The 15,941-nt window shown below is 67.2% G+C and carries 18 protein-coding genes and 2 pseudogenes; 6 read left to right on the top strand and 14 right to left on the bottom strand.

Going from position 1 to position 15,941, the window contains the following annotated elements:
• Positions 1-183: 183 nt before the first annotated feature.
• Both ACIO9J_RS44600 and ACIO9J_RS44605 read left to right on the top strand, forming a co-directional pair.
• Positions 184-657 (top strand): hypothetical protein, encoded by a 474-nt coding sequence (locus ACIO9J_RS44600; protein ID WP_402012070.1) that lies wholly within the window; start codon positions 184-186, stop codon positions 655-657.
• A gap of 56 nt (positions 658-713) precedes the next feature.
• Positions 714-1,645 (top strand): IS5 family transposase gene (locus tag ACIO9J_RS44605; RefSeq protein WP_402012073.1). Its coding sequence is split into 2 segments (ribosomal slippage): positions 714-1,047 and positions 1,047-1,645, totalling 933 coding nucleotides; the frame shifts between segments, so codons are not numbered across the junction.
• A gap of 416 nt (positions 1,646-2,061) precedes the next feature.
• Here ACIO9J_RS44605 and ACIO9J_RS44610 read toward each other — a convergent pair.
• A complete protein-coding gene (locus ACIO9J_RS44610; RefSeq protein ID WP_402012075.1) occupies positions 2,062-2,376 on the bottom strand; it encodes a hypothetical protein in 315 nt (104 codons plus the stop codon).
• A 53-nt stretch (positions 2,377-2,429) separates the two neighbouring features.
• Positions 2,430-3,353, bottom strand: coding sequence for a hypothetical protein (locus ACIO9J_RS44615; protein ID WP_402012078.1), 924 nt, complete (start codon positions 3,351-3,353; stop codon positions 2,430-2,432).
• Positions 3,354-3,425: 72 nt separating this feature from the next.
• On the opposite strand from ACIO9J_RS44615, the gene ACIO9J_RS44620 reads away from it, so the two are divergent.
• Positions 3,426-3,650, top strand: coding sequence for an XRE family transcriptional regulator (locus ACIO9J_RS44620; protein ID WP_402012081.1), 225 nt, complete (start codon positions 3,426-3,428; stop codon positions 3,648-3,650).
• A gap of 277 nt (positions 3,651-3,927) precedes the next feature.
• Here the strand turns inward: ACIO9J_RS44620 and ACIO9J_RS44625 are convergent, their stop codons facing one another.
• The 10 genes and pseudogenes from ACIO9J_RS44625 to ACIO9J_RS44670 form a co-directional block, all read right to left on the bottom strand.
• On the bottom strand, positions 3,928-4,485 hold the full coding sequence (locus ACIO9J_RS44625; RefSeq protein WP_402012084.1) for a hypothetical protein: 558 nt from the start codon (positions 4,483-4,485) through the stop codon (positions 3,928-3,930).
• 138 nt (positions 4,486-4,623) lie between these two features.
• Positions 4,624-5,346: a tyrosine-protein phosphatase gene (locus ACIO9J_RS44630; RefSeq protein WP_402012087.1), complete on the bottom strand. Its 723-nt coding sequence runs from the start codon at positions 5,344-5,346 to the stop codon at positions 4,624-4,626.
• Positions 5,347-5,538: 192 nt separating this feature from the next.
• Positions 5,539-6,537, bottom strand: a complete 999-nt coding sequence (locus tag ACIO9J_RS44635; RefSeq protein WP_402012089.1) for a hypothetical protein — start codon at positions 6,535-6,537, stop codon at positions 5,539-5,541.
• A gap of 234 nt (positions 6,538-6,771) precedes the next feature.
• A complete protein-coding gene (locus tag ACIO9J_RS44640) occupies positions 6,772-6,948 on the bottom strand; it encodes a hypothetical protein (RefSeq protein ID WP_402012117.1) in 177 nt (58 codons plus the stop codon).
• Between the two features lie 64 nt (positions 6,949-7,012).
• Positions 7,013-7,267, bottom strand: a pseudogene (locus ACIO9J_RS44645) (DUF6247 family protein); the annotation flags it as partial.
• A 160-nt stretch (positions 7,268-7,427) separates the two neighbouring features.
• Positions 7,428-7,661 (bottom strand): hypothetical protein, encoded by a 234-nt coding sequence (locus tag ACIO9J_RS44650; RefSeq protein WP_402012092.1) that lies wholly within the window; start codon positions 7,659-7,661, stop codon positions 7,428-7,430.
• 459 nt (positions 7,662-8,120) lie between these two features.
• Positions 8,121-8,657, bottom strand: coding sequence for an SMI1/KNR4 family protein (locus ACIO9J_RS44655; protein WP_402012095.1), 537 nt, complete (start codon positions 8,655-8,657; stop codon positions 8,121-8,123).
• Between the two features lie 916 nt (positions 8,658-9,573).
• On the bottom strand, positions 9,574-10,029 hold the full coding sequence (locus ACIO9J_RS44660) for a hypothetical protein (RefSeq protein WP_402012098.1): 456 nt from the start codon (positions 10,027-10,029) through the stop codon (positions 9,574-9,576).
• A 523-nt stretch (positions 10,030-10,552) separates the two neighbouring features.
• A complete protein-coding gene (locus ACIO9J_RS44665; protein WP_402012101.1) occupies positions 10,553-10,696 on the bottom strand; it encodes a hypothetical protein in 144 nt (47 codons plus the stop codon).
• A gap of 242 nt (positions 10,697-10,938) precedes the next feature.
• The gene (locus tag ACIO9J_RS44670) at positions 10,939-12,177 is read right to left on the bottom strand and encodes an IS256 family transposase (protein ID WP_402012104.1); all 1,239 of its coding nucleotides are present in this window, start codon (positions 12,175-12,177) and stop codon (positions 10,939-10,941) included.
• A gap of 1 nt (position 12,178) precedes the next feature.
• Here ACIO9J_RS44670 and ACIO9J_RS44675 point away from each other — a divergent pair, with 1 nt between their 5' ends.
• Positions 12,179-12,676 carry a hypothetical protein gene (locus ACIO9J_RS44675; protein WP_402012106.1) on the top strand — a complete coding sequence of 166 codons (498 nt, stop codon included), beginning with the start codon at positions 12,179-12,181 and terminating at the stop codon, positions 12,674-12,676.
• Between the two features lie 494 nt (positions 12,677-13,170).
• On the opposite strand, the pseudogene ACIO9J_RS44680 reads toward ACIO9J_RS44675, so the two are convergent.
• A pseudogene (locus ACIO9J_RS44680) lies at positions 13,171-13,704 on the bottom strand (transposase family protein); the annotation flags it as partial.
• A gap of 261 nt (positions 13,705-13,965) precedes the next feature.
• Here ACIO9J_RS44680 and ACIO9J_RS44685 point away from each other — a divergent pair.
• Positions 13,966-14,094: a hypothetical protein gene (locus ACIO9J_RS44685; protein ID WP_402012109.1), complete on the top strand. Its 129-nt coding sequence runs from the start codon at positions 13,966-13,968 to the stop codon at positions 14,092-14,094.
• 62 nt (positions 14,095-14,156) lie between these two features.
• Here the strand turns inward: ACIO9J_RS44685 and ACIO9J_RS44690 are convergent, their stop codons facing one another.
• Positions 14,157-14,369: a hypothetical protein gene (locus tag ACIO9J_RS44690; RefSeq protein WP_402012111.1), complete on the bottom strand. Its 213-nt coding sequence runs from the start codon at positions 14,367-14,369 to the stop codon at positions 14,157-14,159.
• 405 nt (positions 14,370-14,774) lie between these two features.
• On the opposite strand from ACIO9J_RS44690, the gene ACIO9J_RS44695 reads away from it, so the two are divergent.
• Positions 14,775-15,392, top strand: a complete 618-nt coding sequence (locus tag ACIO9J_RS44695) for a hypothetical protein (protein ID WP_402012114.1) — start codon at positions 14,775-14,777, stop codon at positions 15,390-15,392.
• The last annotated feature ends 549 nt before the right edge of the window (positions 15,393-15,941 follow it).

The following is a 15,941-nucleotide window of genomic DNA, read 5'->3' on the forward strand; positions in this document are numbered from 1 at the left end:
TCCAGGACCTGCTGAGGTGCTGGGTCGGCACCTGCACCACCTGCGGACACCCACTGAGCAGGCACCGAGCCAGAACCTAACGAAGCACTACTAGGACTTGTCCGGGCGATCTCTGAGGCAACGGCGCCCAACACCCATGAATCTCGTTATCGAAGGTCTCGTCGAGTGAGGTAGAAGGGCGGCATGGACACCGCCGTACTTGAGCAGATGCTGGACGAGACCTTCGATCACGCTGTCGTGCACCACGGATACACCAACTACATGCGCGACTACGAGGTCATCATCTACGCGACGGCTGATCCCAGTATCGGCATCGCGCCGTCCCACCTGCGGTATCTCTTCCGGCACTGCGTTGAGGCCCGGTGTGAGACCTCAGTGCCGGCGGACACCTGGCGGGTCTCCTTGGACGACCAGCTAATCGACCACGAATCCGGTGTCGCCCTCGACGGATACGTCTGGGGCGTGAAGTGGCACGCCCTGTACCCGGGAGCCAAACTTCTTCCTGAGTCCGAGGCGACCCGCCGCTGGTCGAAGGCCCTTGGGATCGACTTTCATGAGGTGCGCATGGAGACCAACGCGCACAACGTGACCTTGCTCTTCTCGGACCTTCAGGTGAGCGAGGTCCCGGTCGGATACACCCCCTTCGTCACGGAGTAGGGGTCAGGATTCGTGTGATCTTGTGACTGCCGTCTGTCCGGGTCGTTCTTCCGGCCATGGGGCGGGGTGATCTGAGTGATGCTGAGTGGGAACGGCTGCGGCCGTTCCTGCCGGTCAGCAATGGGCGTTGTGGCCGGTGGCGGGACCACCGGCAGGTGATCGACGGGATTCTGCACCGTGTGCGGACCGGCGTGCAGTGGCGTGACCTGCCCGAACGGTTCGGGCCTTGGAAGACTGTTTATGAACGTCACCGGCTGTGGTCGGCCGACGGGACCTGGGAGCGTCTGCTCCAGCAGGTCCAGGCCGCAGCCGACGCCGCAGGCGAGATCGACTGGGACGTTTCCGTCGACTCCACCATCGTGCGGGCGCATCAGCATGCCGCAGGTGCGCGCACCGACCCACCGCCTACCTCCACCTCAAAGGGGGCCGAAGGGCCAGAACATCAGGACGAAACGCCGTGGCAGAGCCTGCACGCCCGCCTGGTGGAGGTGGTGCAGGAGGTGAGGGCCTGGGCCGCTCTCGCGGCGGCTTCACCACCAAGCCCCACCTGAGCGCAGATGGCCGCTGCCGCCCCCTGTCCCTGATCGTCACGCCAGGGCAGCGGGCTGACTGCACGCAGTTCAAGCCGGTTCTAGAGAAGATCCGTGTCCCGAAGATGGGGCCGGGCCGGCCCCGCAAGAAGCCCGACAGCGTCGCCGCCGACAAGGCCTACAGCAACCGGCCATGCCGCGAGTACCTGCGACGCCGGGGCATCAGGCACACCATCCCGGAGAAGACCGACAGCCAGGCGGTCCGGCTCCGCAAAGGCTCATACGGCGGCCGGCCACCCGGCTTCGACGAAGAGCGGTACAAGAAACGCAACACCGTCGAACGGGCCATCAATCGACTCAAGCAGCACCGAGCCGTGGCCACCCGCTACGACAAGCGCCGGTACGTCTACCTCGGCTCCGCAACCGTCGCAGCCCTCACGATCTGGCTCCGCACATGATCGCCCAGACAAGTCCTAGCCGTTCGTGGCACCAGCGCACCCCACGGGCCCCGGTCTACGCAGGAGCTCAAACGGCTCGGGTGTAACGAGGAGTCACCGTGCGGTCGGCTCGCACCACCGACTCCAACGAGAGATCAAGTCGTAAGTGTTGACGCTCGACGGCGCTGAGGTGTCGATCATCCACGTGGTGGCGGCCGCGCAGGCGCCGAACGCCGCACGATCTCCGCTGAGGCATCTCGTGCCCGGTGACACAAAGGTATCCGTCCGGCGCCCACGCAACCGCCACCACAAGCACCAGGACCGCGCACCCGGTCTACAGAGAGGGGTAGCCCGCCCGGCTGCCGCTAGATGTCCCGATCCGGCACTCGAACGCCCCGAGAAACAGCCCGCTCCCTCGAGACGCCCTTAACTACGGATTAGGTGACACGGTCGAAGGATCGGTAGATGCGGCGCGACAACGCCGAGGGGGCGATCGGTATGACGCTGAGCCGTTGCTGGGCCATGGGCGAGAGGCTGAAGGCGAGGATGCGCCAAGCCTCGGCCAGGGTGGCCTTGCCGGTGTAGTGGACGGTCAGCAGCAGACCGGTCAGCACCGAGCGAACGGGCAGTCCGGCAGGCCCCGGCCGCCGTCCGACCTCCTGGTCAATCAGATCAATGACACCGGAGTGATCCAACAGGGCGGCCATCTGGAAAACCTTCGAGTCCGGGATCCTCGCCGGGGCGTCGGTCACCGGCCGAGGGCGGCTTGTGCCGGCGCCGGCCAGATGCCCGGGTGGCGGCGCCCTCACTCCTGGCCTCGCAGCAGCCGGGCGGTCTCGCTCGCGCTAAGTGGGGGCACGAAATGCTGGTAGCGGGCGAGCGAGGCGGTGGAGGCGAGCCCGGCCGCGGCCGCGATCACCCCCGGATCGATCCGGCGCCGCATCAGCGACACAATCCAGGAGGCTCGCAGGCGGCGGGCGTTCAGCCTCGGAAACGGCTCCTCGGGACGGTGCTGCCAAGTCCAGGAGGCAACCAAGTTGTCCGGTGGCGGGTCCTGGTGGCCGGGACGAAACAGGAAATCGTCCCCGGCTCGTTCCACGAGCTCAGCGAGGGTGTCTTCCCATTCGGCGCGGGCCACCAGCAGCCGCCCGAACATGTCCGCGTCGAGCACGCAGGCCCCCGACCGGGTCCGTCGGACCCGGCTCCCGCGCAGGCGAGCGATCTCCCCGGGTGCCAGGCCCATGCCGTCGCCGAGTGCCAGCAGGGCCAGCGCGTCGAGACGGGAACGGGGTTGCAACTGCCCGGCCCAGCATCGCAACGACGCGATCTCCTCCCGCTCGTAGGGCTGGGCCGGTGCGGCAGGAGCGGACAGCCTGACTGGCTCACCCACACCGCTCTCGTCCCAGATCAGGACGTCGCGAACCCGCCGCAGCCAACTGCGGTAGGTCCGCAGGGTGTTCGGTGCCAGACCCGCGCAGCCCGTCAGCACGAATGCGTCGATCGTCTCGTCCTTCAGCCATGCTGCCGGCTCGTGGACGACTCCTCTCCCTTCGGCCCAGATGGCCAGGTGGGCGACCACGTGCAGCAGGTCCTCGACGGAGTAGGAAACCCGCGCGGCGGTAGCGGCGACCACCGCCTTCACCAGTGGGGCGACCTCGTCCCAGACCGGGGTCGCCTTGCGCGGGGCGTACGCGTCGATGGCCGAAGACGTCGCAAGGTCCAGTGCCATGGACCACGAATACCGGCAGGACAACCTGCCGCCCAAGTCGCGTACGACCTCGACGAACAGGAGCGTGGAAGCATGGTCGGAGGCAGTGCGCGCTCCCGCGCGCCCAGGGAATGCGCCCGCGACCCGGAAGCCTGGCCCGACGCGGTCGTCGACGACGTCGCCGCAGCAGTCGTCCAGGCCATCGCCCGTCGCCTGGCCGCTGCCCTGACCGAGCGCGGCTGGAGCCGACGGACGGCCGCCGGCCACTTGGGCATCAACCGGCAGACCATCGGCGACGTCCTCGACGGCCGGTCCTGACCCGACGTCGCCACCATCGCCCGTCTCGAGGCGGGCCTGAACACCCCGCTGTGGCCGCCGCTTGCGCGCCGGTAACGGTGCAGACATGCCGCCAAAGCCCTCCCAGCCCCAGCCCGCCAACTGCAATACTCGCAGGCCAGAGCCCAGTTACGGCTCGGCGAACCCAACACGCTGCAACAGCACTATCGTCGAAGACGCGCGAGCCTGTCCGAAGATTTCGCCAGGGCGCTCACGCAACCCAGGCGCCGCCGGGACTGATCCTCCCGACGGCGCCGCCTCACGCGCCTTCGACCGCGGTGCCGTTCACGAACCCACCCGTGCCGGCAGGGTCCCCGACCCCGGGCGCGATCGCGAACAGCCCCACCTCGTCCTCGGTCAGCCAGCCCTGCTTGACCAGACGTTTCAGCTTCACCCGCATCCGCTCCACCGGCCGGTGCTCCGTCTCCCAGCCGACCGCCTCGCAGATCGGCTTGGCCCGCAGCGGCCGCCCGGCCGACGCCAACGCAAGGACCACGTCCTCGCTCGCCTCGGCCAGCACCTTGCCGTCCGCGCGCGTCACCGGGGCCGACACCACCACCCGCGGCCGCTCGGCCGCAGCCACCGGAGCGGAACCCCGCTCGCCAACGTCCGGCCCGGACTCCGCCTCGCCGTCGGTCGCGGTGTCGTCCTCGGCCATCATCGCCAGCACGGTCTTCTCCATGATCGCGAGGTCCGACAGCCGTTCCTGCTCGGCAGCCAGCTCACCCTCGAGCGCGGCGATCCGGCTTTGCAGATCCTCCACCCGCGCCCGCGACGCAGACGTCCTCACCTGCAGCTTCTCCAGCAGCGACGCCATGAACCGCCTCCCACTCCGAGGCCAACCCCATCAACTCACCGCAGACACCGACGAGTTGCCGGACAGTTCACCCCACACTGCAGGAGGGGATCACGAAACATCGCCAACAGATCCCAACATCCTGCAAGGAGTGGGGACTCAACCATCTGACGCCCCAGTAAGCCGCGCGCGAAGGGCGGCCACATCCTCAGGCAAGAGCCCTCCTGCTCGCAGAAGAGAGGGAAAATCAAGGGCAGCGACAGCACCGAGGATCTCCGCGCGGGCCGAGGTGTTGTTCCGCTCGAGTATCTCCTGAATGCGCGGCCCCTGGTCCTCCGTGCCCTGCATGGCGAACAACCCGGGAAGGCGGGCAGCACTCAACTCGTAGTCGTCGGCGATGTCTCCAGCATCGACCCCGGAAAGTGCCAGCAAAAGCATGGCGATCAGACCGGTACGGTCGCGGCCGACGCCGCAGTGGATCACCACACCACCCGGCCGGGCACGGGCCACTTCGGACACCGCAGCAGCACACCGGTCGGCTTTGCGCTGGAGAAACGGCCGGAAGTACAGCGGCGAACCGTCCAGTTCGTTGTCCCAGCAGTACTGCCAGAATTCGGTGTCATCGCTGTCATCGAGCGGTACGTGCACGGTCGTGATGCCTTCCGGCCGGGCAACTGCCTCCCGCCGCTCCTCGTCATTACGCAAGTCCACAATCGTCCGGATGCCATGCGCTCGCAGCGCGGTCCAGCCGGACACAGTCAGCCTGTCGAGCGCATCCGCACGCACGACAGCCCCCCAGCGCGTGGTGCCTCCGCCACGAAGACACATACCACCAAGATCACGTGCGTTGAAGCAACCGTCCCAGTTGAGATGCCGATCCATCACAGGTCCTCCCACTATCCAGAAACCGGATACCTGACAGACCCCACGACAGCAGCCAGCAGTTCCCTCCGCGCCGGGCAACGATCACCACGAAATCGGGCAACGATCACAGCGACCTCCGCCCAACCGCTGACCAGACCAACTCAAGAACACCCCGATGATGGCGACAGCGGGCCCAAGAGCGACCCCCCGTCAGCGGGAGAGCTCGCCGAGCAGGTGCTGCGGGTCCAGCTCCGTGTCCCCCGGGCACAGGTGCCGGACCCCGTCGCCCCCCGCGGGCCAGTCGCCGCCCTTGGGGATCGGATGCCGGCGGCTGGTCGCCGTGCGCCAGCCGTGGCGTTCGTCCCACACCAGGGCAGGCGCCGGGGCATCGTCCGCCAGGACCAGGACGGCGGCCAGGACGTCGCCGCCAGCCTCGCGCACGGCCACGTCCTGGTACTCCATCCAGCCCGCGGCCTCCAGCGCGCCGGCAACGCGTTGCAGGTAGGGCAGCATCCGGCATCCGCGCAGCACCGTCTGGGCCGCGGCCACGGCCGCACGGCGCACGGCGGTGGGATAGCCCAGACGCTGCGCCGCCTCCTCAGCGTCCAGGCCCGGCTCGGCCAGGACCAGGTCGGCGATGCGCCGGCCGCGCAGCCGGGGCAGCCAGCGCGCGGTCGCGGAGTAAGCCAGACCGAGCTCCTGCCGGACGGTGGCGATCGTCAGCCCGGGGTCGGCGTCCAGGAGTTCACCAAGGCGTGCCTCGATCTCGTCACGGGGCACCATGTCGCCGCTGCCCCGCGGCCGCCCGGCGGGCGGCGCGGCCGGCGTCTGCCGGAAGGCGGTCAGTACGGCCCGGGGGCAATGCTCCACGCCCGCGACCGTCACCAGATGCGGGGCGATGCGCTTGTCACGCTTGTAGGAGGTCCAGGTATCGGGTGTCACCCCCAGAACGGCCGCCGCCTCGATCCGCTCCAGGAGGTCGTCGTCCGCGTCCTCGGCGGGCAGGTCCGGGACCGGCTCACCGGCCAGGAATGCGGCCGTCTGCTCCGCATCCCACAGCATGGCCCCCGCGCCGGCCGGGCTGATCGTGGCCGGGAACCCGTCATCGGCGTAGGGCTTGCGGTTGCGAAAGCTCTTCACCTTCAGCCCCATCGCGGCCGCCAAATCCTGGCTGTTCTGGACGAACGCGGCACGTCCTGCACGGATCATCTTCGGGCACTCCGGAAAGGGTCAGACCAGGCCAGGGCAGTCAAAACAAGGCTACATGGCTCACATCACCCGATGGGGTGTGCCGGAGCGTCCAGGCCGCTAGACTCGGCACCATCACGTCCTGCGGGTTTTCCCTTCAGGTGTGTGTCTTCGAAGGCCGGCGCCCTTGCCACCCGCTTCGGCGGATTGGGCGTCGGCCCTCTTCATGCGGCCGGCCGACGGGCCGAGTTCCGGCTATCCGAGCCAGGTGATCGTCAGCACGGACAGGCGGCGCTGCCGCCGGTTGACCCAGTAGGTCAGGAACAGCTGGCCGACGGCGGCGTGGCGCACGTCGCCGCCCTCGGGATCCTCCTCATTCCAAGCACGGAAACCCCAGGGTTCGGCGGCCGCGGCGTCCAAGACGTGCCACACGGTGTCCTCGACCTCCTCGGGCAGGGCATCGAGGACCTTCGCGGCCGCCGGGGAGAAGCGGACCGTATCCGGAGGCGGTGAACGCGTCGACCGCCGAAGCGGCGGCGATGCGGCCCTGCCAGAGCTGGACGACCTCGTACAACGGAGCGAGCGAGAACGTCGACCGGGATGTCTCCAGCGCGGCCGCCCACTCCCGCTCGAAGGCCGGCACCCGCACCTCGGCACGCCGGTCCTCGCACAGCTGCGCGAGGAGTTCGGCCGGAGCTCCCGGCGCGGGCGCGTGCATTGTGGCGGGTGCGTGGTCGGGCTGCGCGCTCATCAGGTCCTCCCGGCGGGTCGTCACCTCACGGTACGCGCGCCCGGTGGCCGTGGATGCGAGCATGCGCCAGATCCCCCCGTTACCTACTTCGTGGCTCCGCAATGGGGCCTTCTACGAACCCCAACCCGCTGCGGCCAGGTGAGGAGTTCAGACTGCTCGATCAGTCCTCTGGCCGAAGCCGCTGCCGAGCCGCCTCAAGCCGCTGGTCATCGTCAGGCGCGAACAGCTCAGGAAGCGTCTTGTCGAGCGTTCCGGCAATCCGATGGATCGGCGCCCAGACCGCCGGGTCGTCGACAACGCGGCTGAGATCCGTCATCTGGAGCTTCTCCAGCCAGCGCGACAGCACCAGTGCCTCATCACTCGTGAGCTTGATCGTCACCTGGCTATCACTCATGCACACCCCTACCGCTCGGCCCACCCCTGACCGCACGAACCTACTGGCCTTGGACCTTGACCAAACACATAGGGGCCCCACAGGCGCCGCCCGACGGCACGGTCATAGACCGTCCCGCACGCGCCCGGTGCCATAGCGCACCCAGGTTCGTCTCCAAGAGGAGCGGCACACCGCCCACGCAAGGGCATGACCGCACACAAGTAGAGGTCTTCGCCGCCCGGCTGAACACGGTGACGCATCCCCTGCACGCGACGGCTCCGACCATCCACGCCGTCACCGGGGCAGACATCAGCCGGCCCGCGCTGATCCGTGGTGTCGTCATCGGCGAAAAGGCGACCACCGTCAAGTCCACGCCAGGACACCCCACCGCAGATGCCAGGTCTACCCCTCCCCACTTGGACGCGCCCGCTTCATCACCACAGCCGGCATCCACGGACAACGTGACGCTGCTGGTGGGGCTCAGAGGATATGGTCGTTGCTGTCGAACTGGTGGTCATTGGGTGGAAAGCCGGGGAAGTACTTCGTGTCCGCTTCTCCTGTCAGGACCGACAGCAGAAAGAGGACACACGGCTGGGCGTGGTGTTCCCATTCGGGTCCTCGCCCCTCGTTGAACATGACCGTCCACTCGTCGGGCTTCTGCCCGGGCCATCGCAGCCAGTACAGCAAGGCGCCGCTGCCCTCGATGTAGGCCCAGGGCAGTACGTGCGCACCGTCTTCCTGAAGCTGCGCGGGCTTGGCTTCGCTCTCCCACAGGTTGGCCAGCACCTCGGCGCGCTCGGAGGCCTGGTCGAGGAGGTTGTAGTCCTCGTCCGGGCAGGCCGGGTCCAGGAGCCAGACGGTCTCGTCGAAGACCCCGCCGCCGTAGGCCTCGACGAGTTCCTTGTAATCCTGGGGCAGGCTGGTGCCCAGTCGCTGCTCTGCGACGGCCCAGTCGCGCGGCCGGCGGGGCCCGGGGGGAGGAACCAGAGTGGTAAGGCGTTCCACGGCGGGGTGCATCGGGTCGGCATCCTTTCTCTGTGAGGTGCTACTTGGGCTTGGGGACGTTCAGAACGGTGACGCTGTTGATGCTGCTGCCGCCTTCGTAGGGGGTGAAGGAGAAGCCGCGGTTGCCCTTTACCTCCAGCTGCCTCCCGTTGCTTCCAGTGTGAGCGCGACGGGCACGACATCGCTCGGGTCGTTGCTCCGGGATATGGGGATGTCCTTGTTGTCGATGGCCTCACCCGCGTCGGCCGCGGAGCGGCTCGCGCCGGGCCGCATCCGCGTGGCCCTTCGGGCTCCGTCCTGCGGTCCTGTGGCACGAACTTCGGCTTCATCTCCGCGTACAGCGCGCGGGCCCGGCCGTCCGGAGCGGCCATCGGGCGCCCCGGACGCGTCCCGGGCGTGCTGGGTCGGCGGAACCGGGCAGGGCCGGGTGTGAGTGTGACCGCAGCCCGGACTCTCGTGCCGTCATCGGGACGACTGCGGCGCTCCAGGAGGTGCGCGAGGACCCCACTCAGGGGCAGCCCGAGGCCGTGCCCGCCACCGGGAGCCGAGCATGGCGCTGCGCCTGGGTGACAGGACCCGCTGCCGACGCTCACCTCGGCTTCCTCGTCGGTGAGCGTGAGCCCCACAGTGATATCTGACCCGGTCTCGGGAACAGTCGCGTTGCGCACGAGCTCGCTGGTTATGGTCCGCGGTGTCGCGCGTACGTCCTGAGCGACACCTCAGTCGGACAACATGAGGTCGACGTACTCCTGGGCCTGGTCCGGGGTGTTGTCGCAGTGGCCCCCGGCATCCGATGCATGGTGCGCAGCGGGAATGAGCTGGGCACGGCGGGCAGGGGCGCGGTCATCGGTGGCCCCGCCCACCGCGCGACGGGCGAGGCGGGGCACGAAGCGTGCCCCGTCCACGGGCCTCCGCAGTAGGGCGACTCCTAGGAGGCCTTCAGCTGGTACTTGCAGCCGCCCTTTTCCCCACCCGCGTTCTCCTCAACGGTCTTGCCATCGACCTTGATGGCGCAGGCAGGGAATTCGTAGGACAGCCCTCCAGCGCCCTGGACGGCCTGAGGGGTCAGCGCCAGCACTTTGCCGACCTTCAACTCGGCCCCTTCCAAGGTGACCTTGACTGTCTTCGTCCATGGCAGGGAGACCTGATTCTCGAAGTGATTGGTGTCCGCGATCCATCCCAGCGAGGGCTTGCCCTTGCCCGCGACCTCCAGCGTCACTTTGAAGGACTGCGGTGCTCCCCATTCACCGGTCTTCTCTTTCGCTGCGGGCGCGCCGTTGCTGTTCTTGTCGCTCTTCGTGTCTTCGTCCCCGCCGTCGCTACCGCATCCCGCAAGCAGCACGGCAGTTGTGGCCAGGGCTATGCCAGTGGTCGTCTTGCGCACGCATCCTCCACGTCAACTACTGTCTCGGCGCGTCTGATACGCCCCCGTGATCCACTTGAAGGTATCGGGTTCCATCAAGGCAGGCACGCATGAGGTCCGCGACGGGTTCGTGAACCGACAACTGATGGCGCGGCGCCGACCCCCTCGTCCCCGTCTACCCAGGTGAAGCCGACTGCCTCGCCGCACTCCAGCGCCCAATGGCACACGTCTACAACGGCCTCGATGACTGGGGGCGCGGCCTGCGGGGAGCGATCCTCTAGGCATCTGGACGTTCCTGATCTGGGGCTCTCGTTAACCCCTCTCAGGAGGTCCCCGCCGGAGAGCTACGCCCAACGCGGGCCGCCAGGCTGTCGGCCTGGCGGCGCGGCGTCGGCCGCGCCCGCTTCTGAAGGCTCCCGATCAGATCCCGGACCTGTCGACTGCGGGCTCGATCCTCGTGAACCAGTTCCTCGATCCCGAGCAGGCAGTTCCAAGACCGCGGCATCCTCCTGGCGCAGGTCGTAGCAGCAGGCCGTCTGCAGAGCTATCGTGAACTGCCTTTCTCGGCTGGCCAGTTGAATGGCGTTGCTTTGCCGGTCATGCGCGGTCCTCCGGCCGCCTCGCTCGCGAGGATCTCGATATTCACCGCGTGCAGGGCCAGAATGGTGGGGCCGAGCACCGCCCACATGACGTTGCCTCCCCTACGCGCTTGGCCAGCGAAGCGGCCTGCTGCTCCAGGCGCTACCGGGCGCGCCATCACTGGCGTTCGCGTGCCTCGGCCGATGCGGCCACCAGTTCAAGTGCTCCCTGGACCGCCTGGGACTTGGGGCTCATCGGCAGACGGCGCACCTGCTCCGCGGCCAGCAGCGGCGATCGGTCACGTCCGTGGGGGTGGTGTATTGACGGCCACTCGGTGATCTCGTTCTGAGGCTATGCGGTGAGCTCGGTGGGCAGGGCCGTCTCGTCGGTTTCTGACTCGATCGGGTGGCGGTGGGCCTTGGCCAGCAGGTCGAGTCCCATGTAGCGGCGGGCTTCGGTCCATTCGTCGTTCTGCTCGGCCAGGACTGCGCCGACCAGGCGGATCACGGCAGCACGGTCGGGGAAGATACCGACCACGTCGGTGCGGCGGCGGATCTCCTTGGTGAGGCGTTCTTGCGGGTTGTTGGACCAGATCTGCCGCCAGCTCTCGCGCGGGAACGCGGTGAAGGCGAGCAGGTCGTGCTGGGCGGTGTCCAAGTGGGCTGCGGCTTTGGGGAACTTGGTTTCCAGGGCGTCCAGGACGTGTCGCATCTGGGCCTGGACAGCCGTCGTGTCGGGCTGTTCGAAGACGGTCCGCAGCAGCGTGGCCACCCATGGCTGGGCCGATTTCGGAACCTGGCTCAGCAAAATTCGGGCGTAGTGGGTCCGGCAGCGCTGCCACGATGAGCCCGGCAGGACCGCGCCGATCGCGTTCACCAGGCCGGTGTGCGCGTCGGAGATGACCAGCTGAACCCCGCTCAGGCCGCGGGCGGTCAGCGAGCGCAGGAAGGCGAGCCAGCCGGTACCGTCCTCGCAGGTGGCGACGTCGATGCCGAGGATCTCGCGGTGCCCGTCGGCATTCACGCCGACCGCGATCAGCGCGTGGACGTTGATGATCCGGCCGTCCTCGCGGACCTTCTGGGTCAGCGCGTCGACCCAGACGAACGCGTAAGGGCCTTGGTCCAGGGGCCGGTTGCGAAACGCGGCGACCTGCTCGTCCAGGTGTTTCGCCATCGCCGAGACCTGGGACTTCGACAGCTGGGTGACGCCGAGGGACTCGGCGAGTTTCTCGACCCGGCGTGTGCTGACGCCGAGCAGGTAAGCGGTGGCGACCACCGAGATCAGTGCCTGCTCGGCCCGGCGGCGTCGTTCCAGGAGCCAGTGCGGGAAGTAACTGCCCTGCCGCAGCTTGGGAATGGCCAGCTCGACAATGCCGGCGCGGGTGTCCCACTCGCGTGGGCGGTAGCCGTTGCGGTGGTTGACGCGTTCGTCGCTGACCTGCCCGTACTCGGCATTGCAGAGGGCGTCGGCCTCCGCGGACATGAGCGCGTCGGCGAACGTCTTGACCATCGCGCGCAGCAGATCGGGACTCGCCGCGGCGAGGTTGTCCTCCGTGACGGCGTGCAGGGGCAGACTGTCAGGTGCGGTCATCGTGCTGATCTCCTTCGAGGCTTCGACACTTCGAAGATCAGCTGATGGCCGTTCATCTATGCGGGCACCATCCCGATGCCGGAGCAAACCCCCGGATCAGGTCGAACCCGTACACCATCTCCATGGACGCAACCCAGCAGCGCAGGCCTACTCCCGCAACTTCGGCCTGGGGTCAACGGACGGTGGTACGTATCAGGGAGCGTGGGGGCAGGGTCAACTCCACACAGGGGCCGACGACTTCTCCAAGTGCTCCAAGCTGTGGGTCACCAGTGGAAAGCTCTGGGACACGGACGCTGACGGCAGCGGAGCCATCGCATGGCTCGCCTACACCGACTGCGCCTCCGGCGAGCGGCAGTACTTCAAGCTCGGAAGCGTGGCAGGCGAGGGCAAGAGCACTAACCTAACGACCACTCCGGTGTACAACGCCAAGCACCCGACCGTGATGGTCTGCACCTACAAGGGGTCGTCTCAGATGCGGGACTGCGGCTCAAGCTGGTAAAGCCGGCGAACCAGCACCGGTGACGTACAGCGTCACCGATCTGCCCGGCCTTCTCGTGGCGGGCTCCCTCGGGCCGGGGGAGCCCGCCATTTTGATCCGTATCAGCTTCTTGACCTGTCTCAATCGATCTGAGGCACTGAGTCCACCGTGGCCAACGGTGCCTCAACTCGACTGAGACGTTCCACTCGACGTCGTCTCACTCAACTTGAGGTAGCCCGTCGTACGTCAGCATCGCGCCGACATCTCGACCCGCAGCGTCTCAGCCTTTCTGCCTCGACTTCACCGAGACGGGGCATAACCCAACCGGCATGCTCCCTTGGGCACGTGGCGGGTGGCCGCCTATTACGACGTAACAGGTCTCGGCAGTAGCACGCTGGCGACGGCCGCGGTGCGGAGCACGGCTGTCCTATCTCAGTGAACCCTGGGCAGTCTCAGTCATCCCCGGGCACGGCTGTCTGGGCCTTCCTATGCCCCTTTCCTACTACTGAGCTTCTTCAGCGTTGCCGCTCCAGCATGAGGATGGCCTTGGCGATTAACGTCATACGGTTCGGTCTGCAGCGGGACCTGCGGAAGATGCGCCAGGACTTCAGGCGCGCGACGCCGCGTTCGACCGGCGCTCGCGCAGCGGCAAGTGCCCGGTCGAGGGCCCCTTCCGTGGGGGCGAGTTCCTGAAGGGGCCTGCGTTTGATGCCCGTGGTCAGCCACGGGCCGCCACCCTGGTAGGCGAGATCTGCCAGGACAGGAACGCCCTGGCGCTCGCAGATCCGGATGCCCCGGTGGGCGCGAGCGGCGGTCAGGTCGTGAGTGCGGCCCGGCAGAGCGGGCGAAAGCCACAGCAGTCGGCCTCCAGGATCGGTGACCACCTGCACGTTCACGCCATGCCGGCGGTGCTTGTGTGAGTAGTCGGCCCGTCCGTCGCCGACCCGGTCGCACTCGGCGACCGTGCCATCCAGCAGGACGAAGTCCGCATCGGCCTCACGCAGGACCTTCAGCAGACCCGGTGCTCGTTCGGCGAGCAGATCGATGACCGCGACTGGTTCCGCGCGGCGTGCGCCGAGCCCACCGCGGCCGGGCAACTGCGCGCCCACGTACGGGGCGTACGCGACATCCTCGGCCGGGTCGCCCCGATCATCCCGCTCATCGCGGCCGCGGCGGCCACGGACCCGGAGATCGCCGCGCAGTGGCCCGCCGGACCCGACCCGCGCCACACCGTCCAGCACGCCGCGGCGAAGGCACTGACCTCCAAGCCCGACGCCCGCCCCGACGTCGACACCGACCGCGCGGCCGACGTGCTGTACGGGCTGCTCAGTCCGGAGCTGTACCTGATCTTCGTCCGCGACCGGGGCTGGTCCCCCGAGGCCTGGGAGGAATGGGCCTGCGGCGCCCTGACCGCCCAACTCTGCACGGACGCCGAGTAGGCCATCGCAGCTGCGGCTACGGTTACGGCTACGGCTTTGGTGGCGGAAACTGACCGGAACGCTCACTCCGCCGCACCGACGCCATCATCGTCAAGCCGGCCACGTCCGGGTCGCGCAGCGGCGGTGGGGGCGGCGAAGCTGTAGCAGCCGAGCGCGTTGAGGTTGCGGTGCTTGAACGGGGCGAGCTTGGCGCTGTCCTCGCCCCGGATCCCTATGGCCTTCCGCAAATCCGCCTTCTCCGGCGGCATCGTGAACTTCGGTGGTACCGCGTTCACCGGCGGCAGGGTAACCCTTGAACGTGTGCGAGGAACTGCTCCCCTGAATCTGGTGCCCCCGACAGGTGCTCCCTTGCCGCCTGGTCCCCACGGCCTGGGTGCCCTGATGCTCAGACCATCAACATCCTCCGCCCACGAACTGAGAGCCCGGAGCCGCCCGAAGAGCAGAGACGTGCGCCGTCGCACCCGATGCATCATCGCTACATTGACGTCTACCTTGGACCCGTTTACGTTCGCCGCTGAGACCCTCTCACCACCCAGGCGAGCACCCGATGAGCATATACCTGGCATTCAGCCATCACAATTACACATTCCCACGAGAGGAATTGAAGAAAACAGATGACTAGAACCGTACGCCCACGACCGTGGGGTCAGCTTCGACAATCGAAGCAACAAAGGCAGAAAATGAAGCGTAGCCCAGCTGGAGCTCTTGCCGTGCTACTGCTTTTACCGGTGGCCTGCACGGCTGATGACGACCTACCTCATGGAGTTTCAGCTCTGAAACCTGCCTGCGAAGGAATACTCGACTCGGTTTCCCTGGCAGAAGCCGCGAAGAGCACAGAAATCGATAGGGTGCGCAGCCCATCCGATCCAAAAATCAGCTACGCCTCCGCAGTCAAAGAGCTCAAATGGAACATGGTGGAGGTCTGCAATGTTCCCTTCGAGGACAATCCCACCTCTGAGTCACCCGCGTTGAGTATCCAATTCGATGTGAGCGACGGATCACTCTACCCAAGGGAGGAGCGACGTAGCACGAGCGGATATGATGCTTACGGATTGAAAAATGGCATGCAGGCGGTCAGTGACGGATACTCCAGCACCATCTTGTTCCCCTGCACGCCCAAGGGAGCCAGCTCTTCAATAAATGTCACCGGCACCATAGAAAACGACCTGAACCTCACGGTGCGCTCCCTTTTCCGCGCCGTCTTCCGGGCCAGCGAAAAGATGATCGCCGCCTTGAAGTGTGAAAACAAAATCTTTCTGCCGAATGTAGCCACCATGAAGCCGTTCCCAGAGGGCTGAGCCAGCCTCCTCGACCGACTTAAGGACACCGCCGGGTCCCACCTCACTGGCACAGCAAGGCCGTTCACCACCAACAGCTCCAGTAAGAGACAGACAGTGTTCGACTCACCATCGACGAGAGAGCACCTGCTGACGACCGCCCTCCACGAGGATGCCTCCACGTACGCTGGGGTGGGACCGCTACAGGCTGCCTCCGCACCCGACAAAAACCCTCGACGAGGCCCTGACCGGCCACCTCGTGCACCTCGACACGCGCCTCAGGCCGTCCCACGGCACAGCCTGGCCCCCTCTCTGGACCCGCCTCGCCGTCCGGGCCCATGGCAATGCTCACGATCCGGCCCGTCCGCTACGCCACCGGGCGGACCATCGCCCACAACGCCACCATCATCGGCGCAGCCCACCTCGCCGGACTTGTCCTACCAGCAGCTACGACAACCCGAGTTCAACCTCGGCAGCTAGAGGTTGTCCCGTAACCGGTGGGGCGGTTGGTGCGTTGGCTGGGCATGGGTGGGGTGATCTCAGCGGATGATCCGAAGTGGATCCAGCCGT

This window comes from Streptomyces sp. NPDC087300, from assembly GCF_044744425.1.
Classification (GTDB): Bacteria; Actinomycetota; Actinomycetes; order Streptomycetales; family Streptomycetaceae; genus Streptomyces.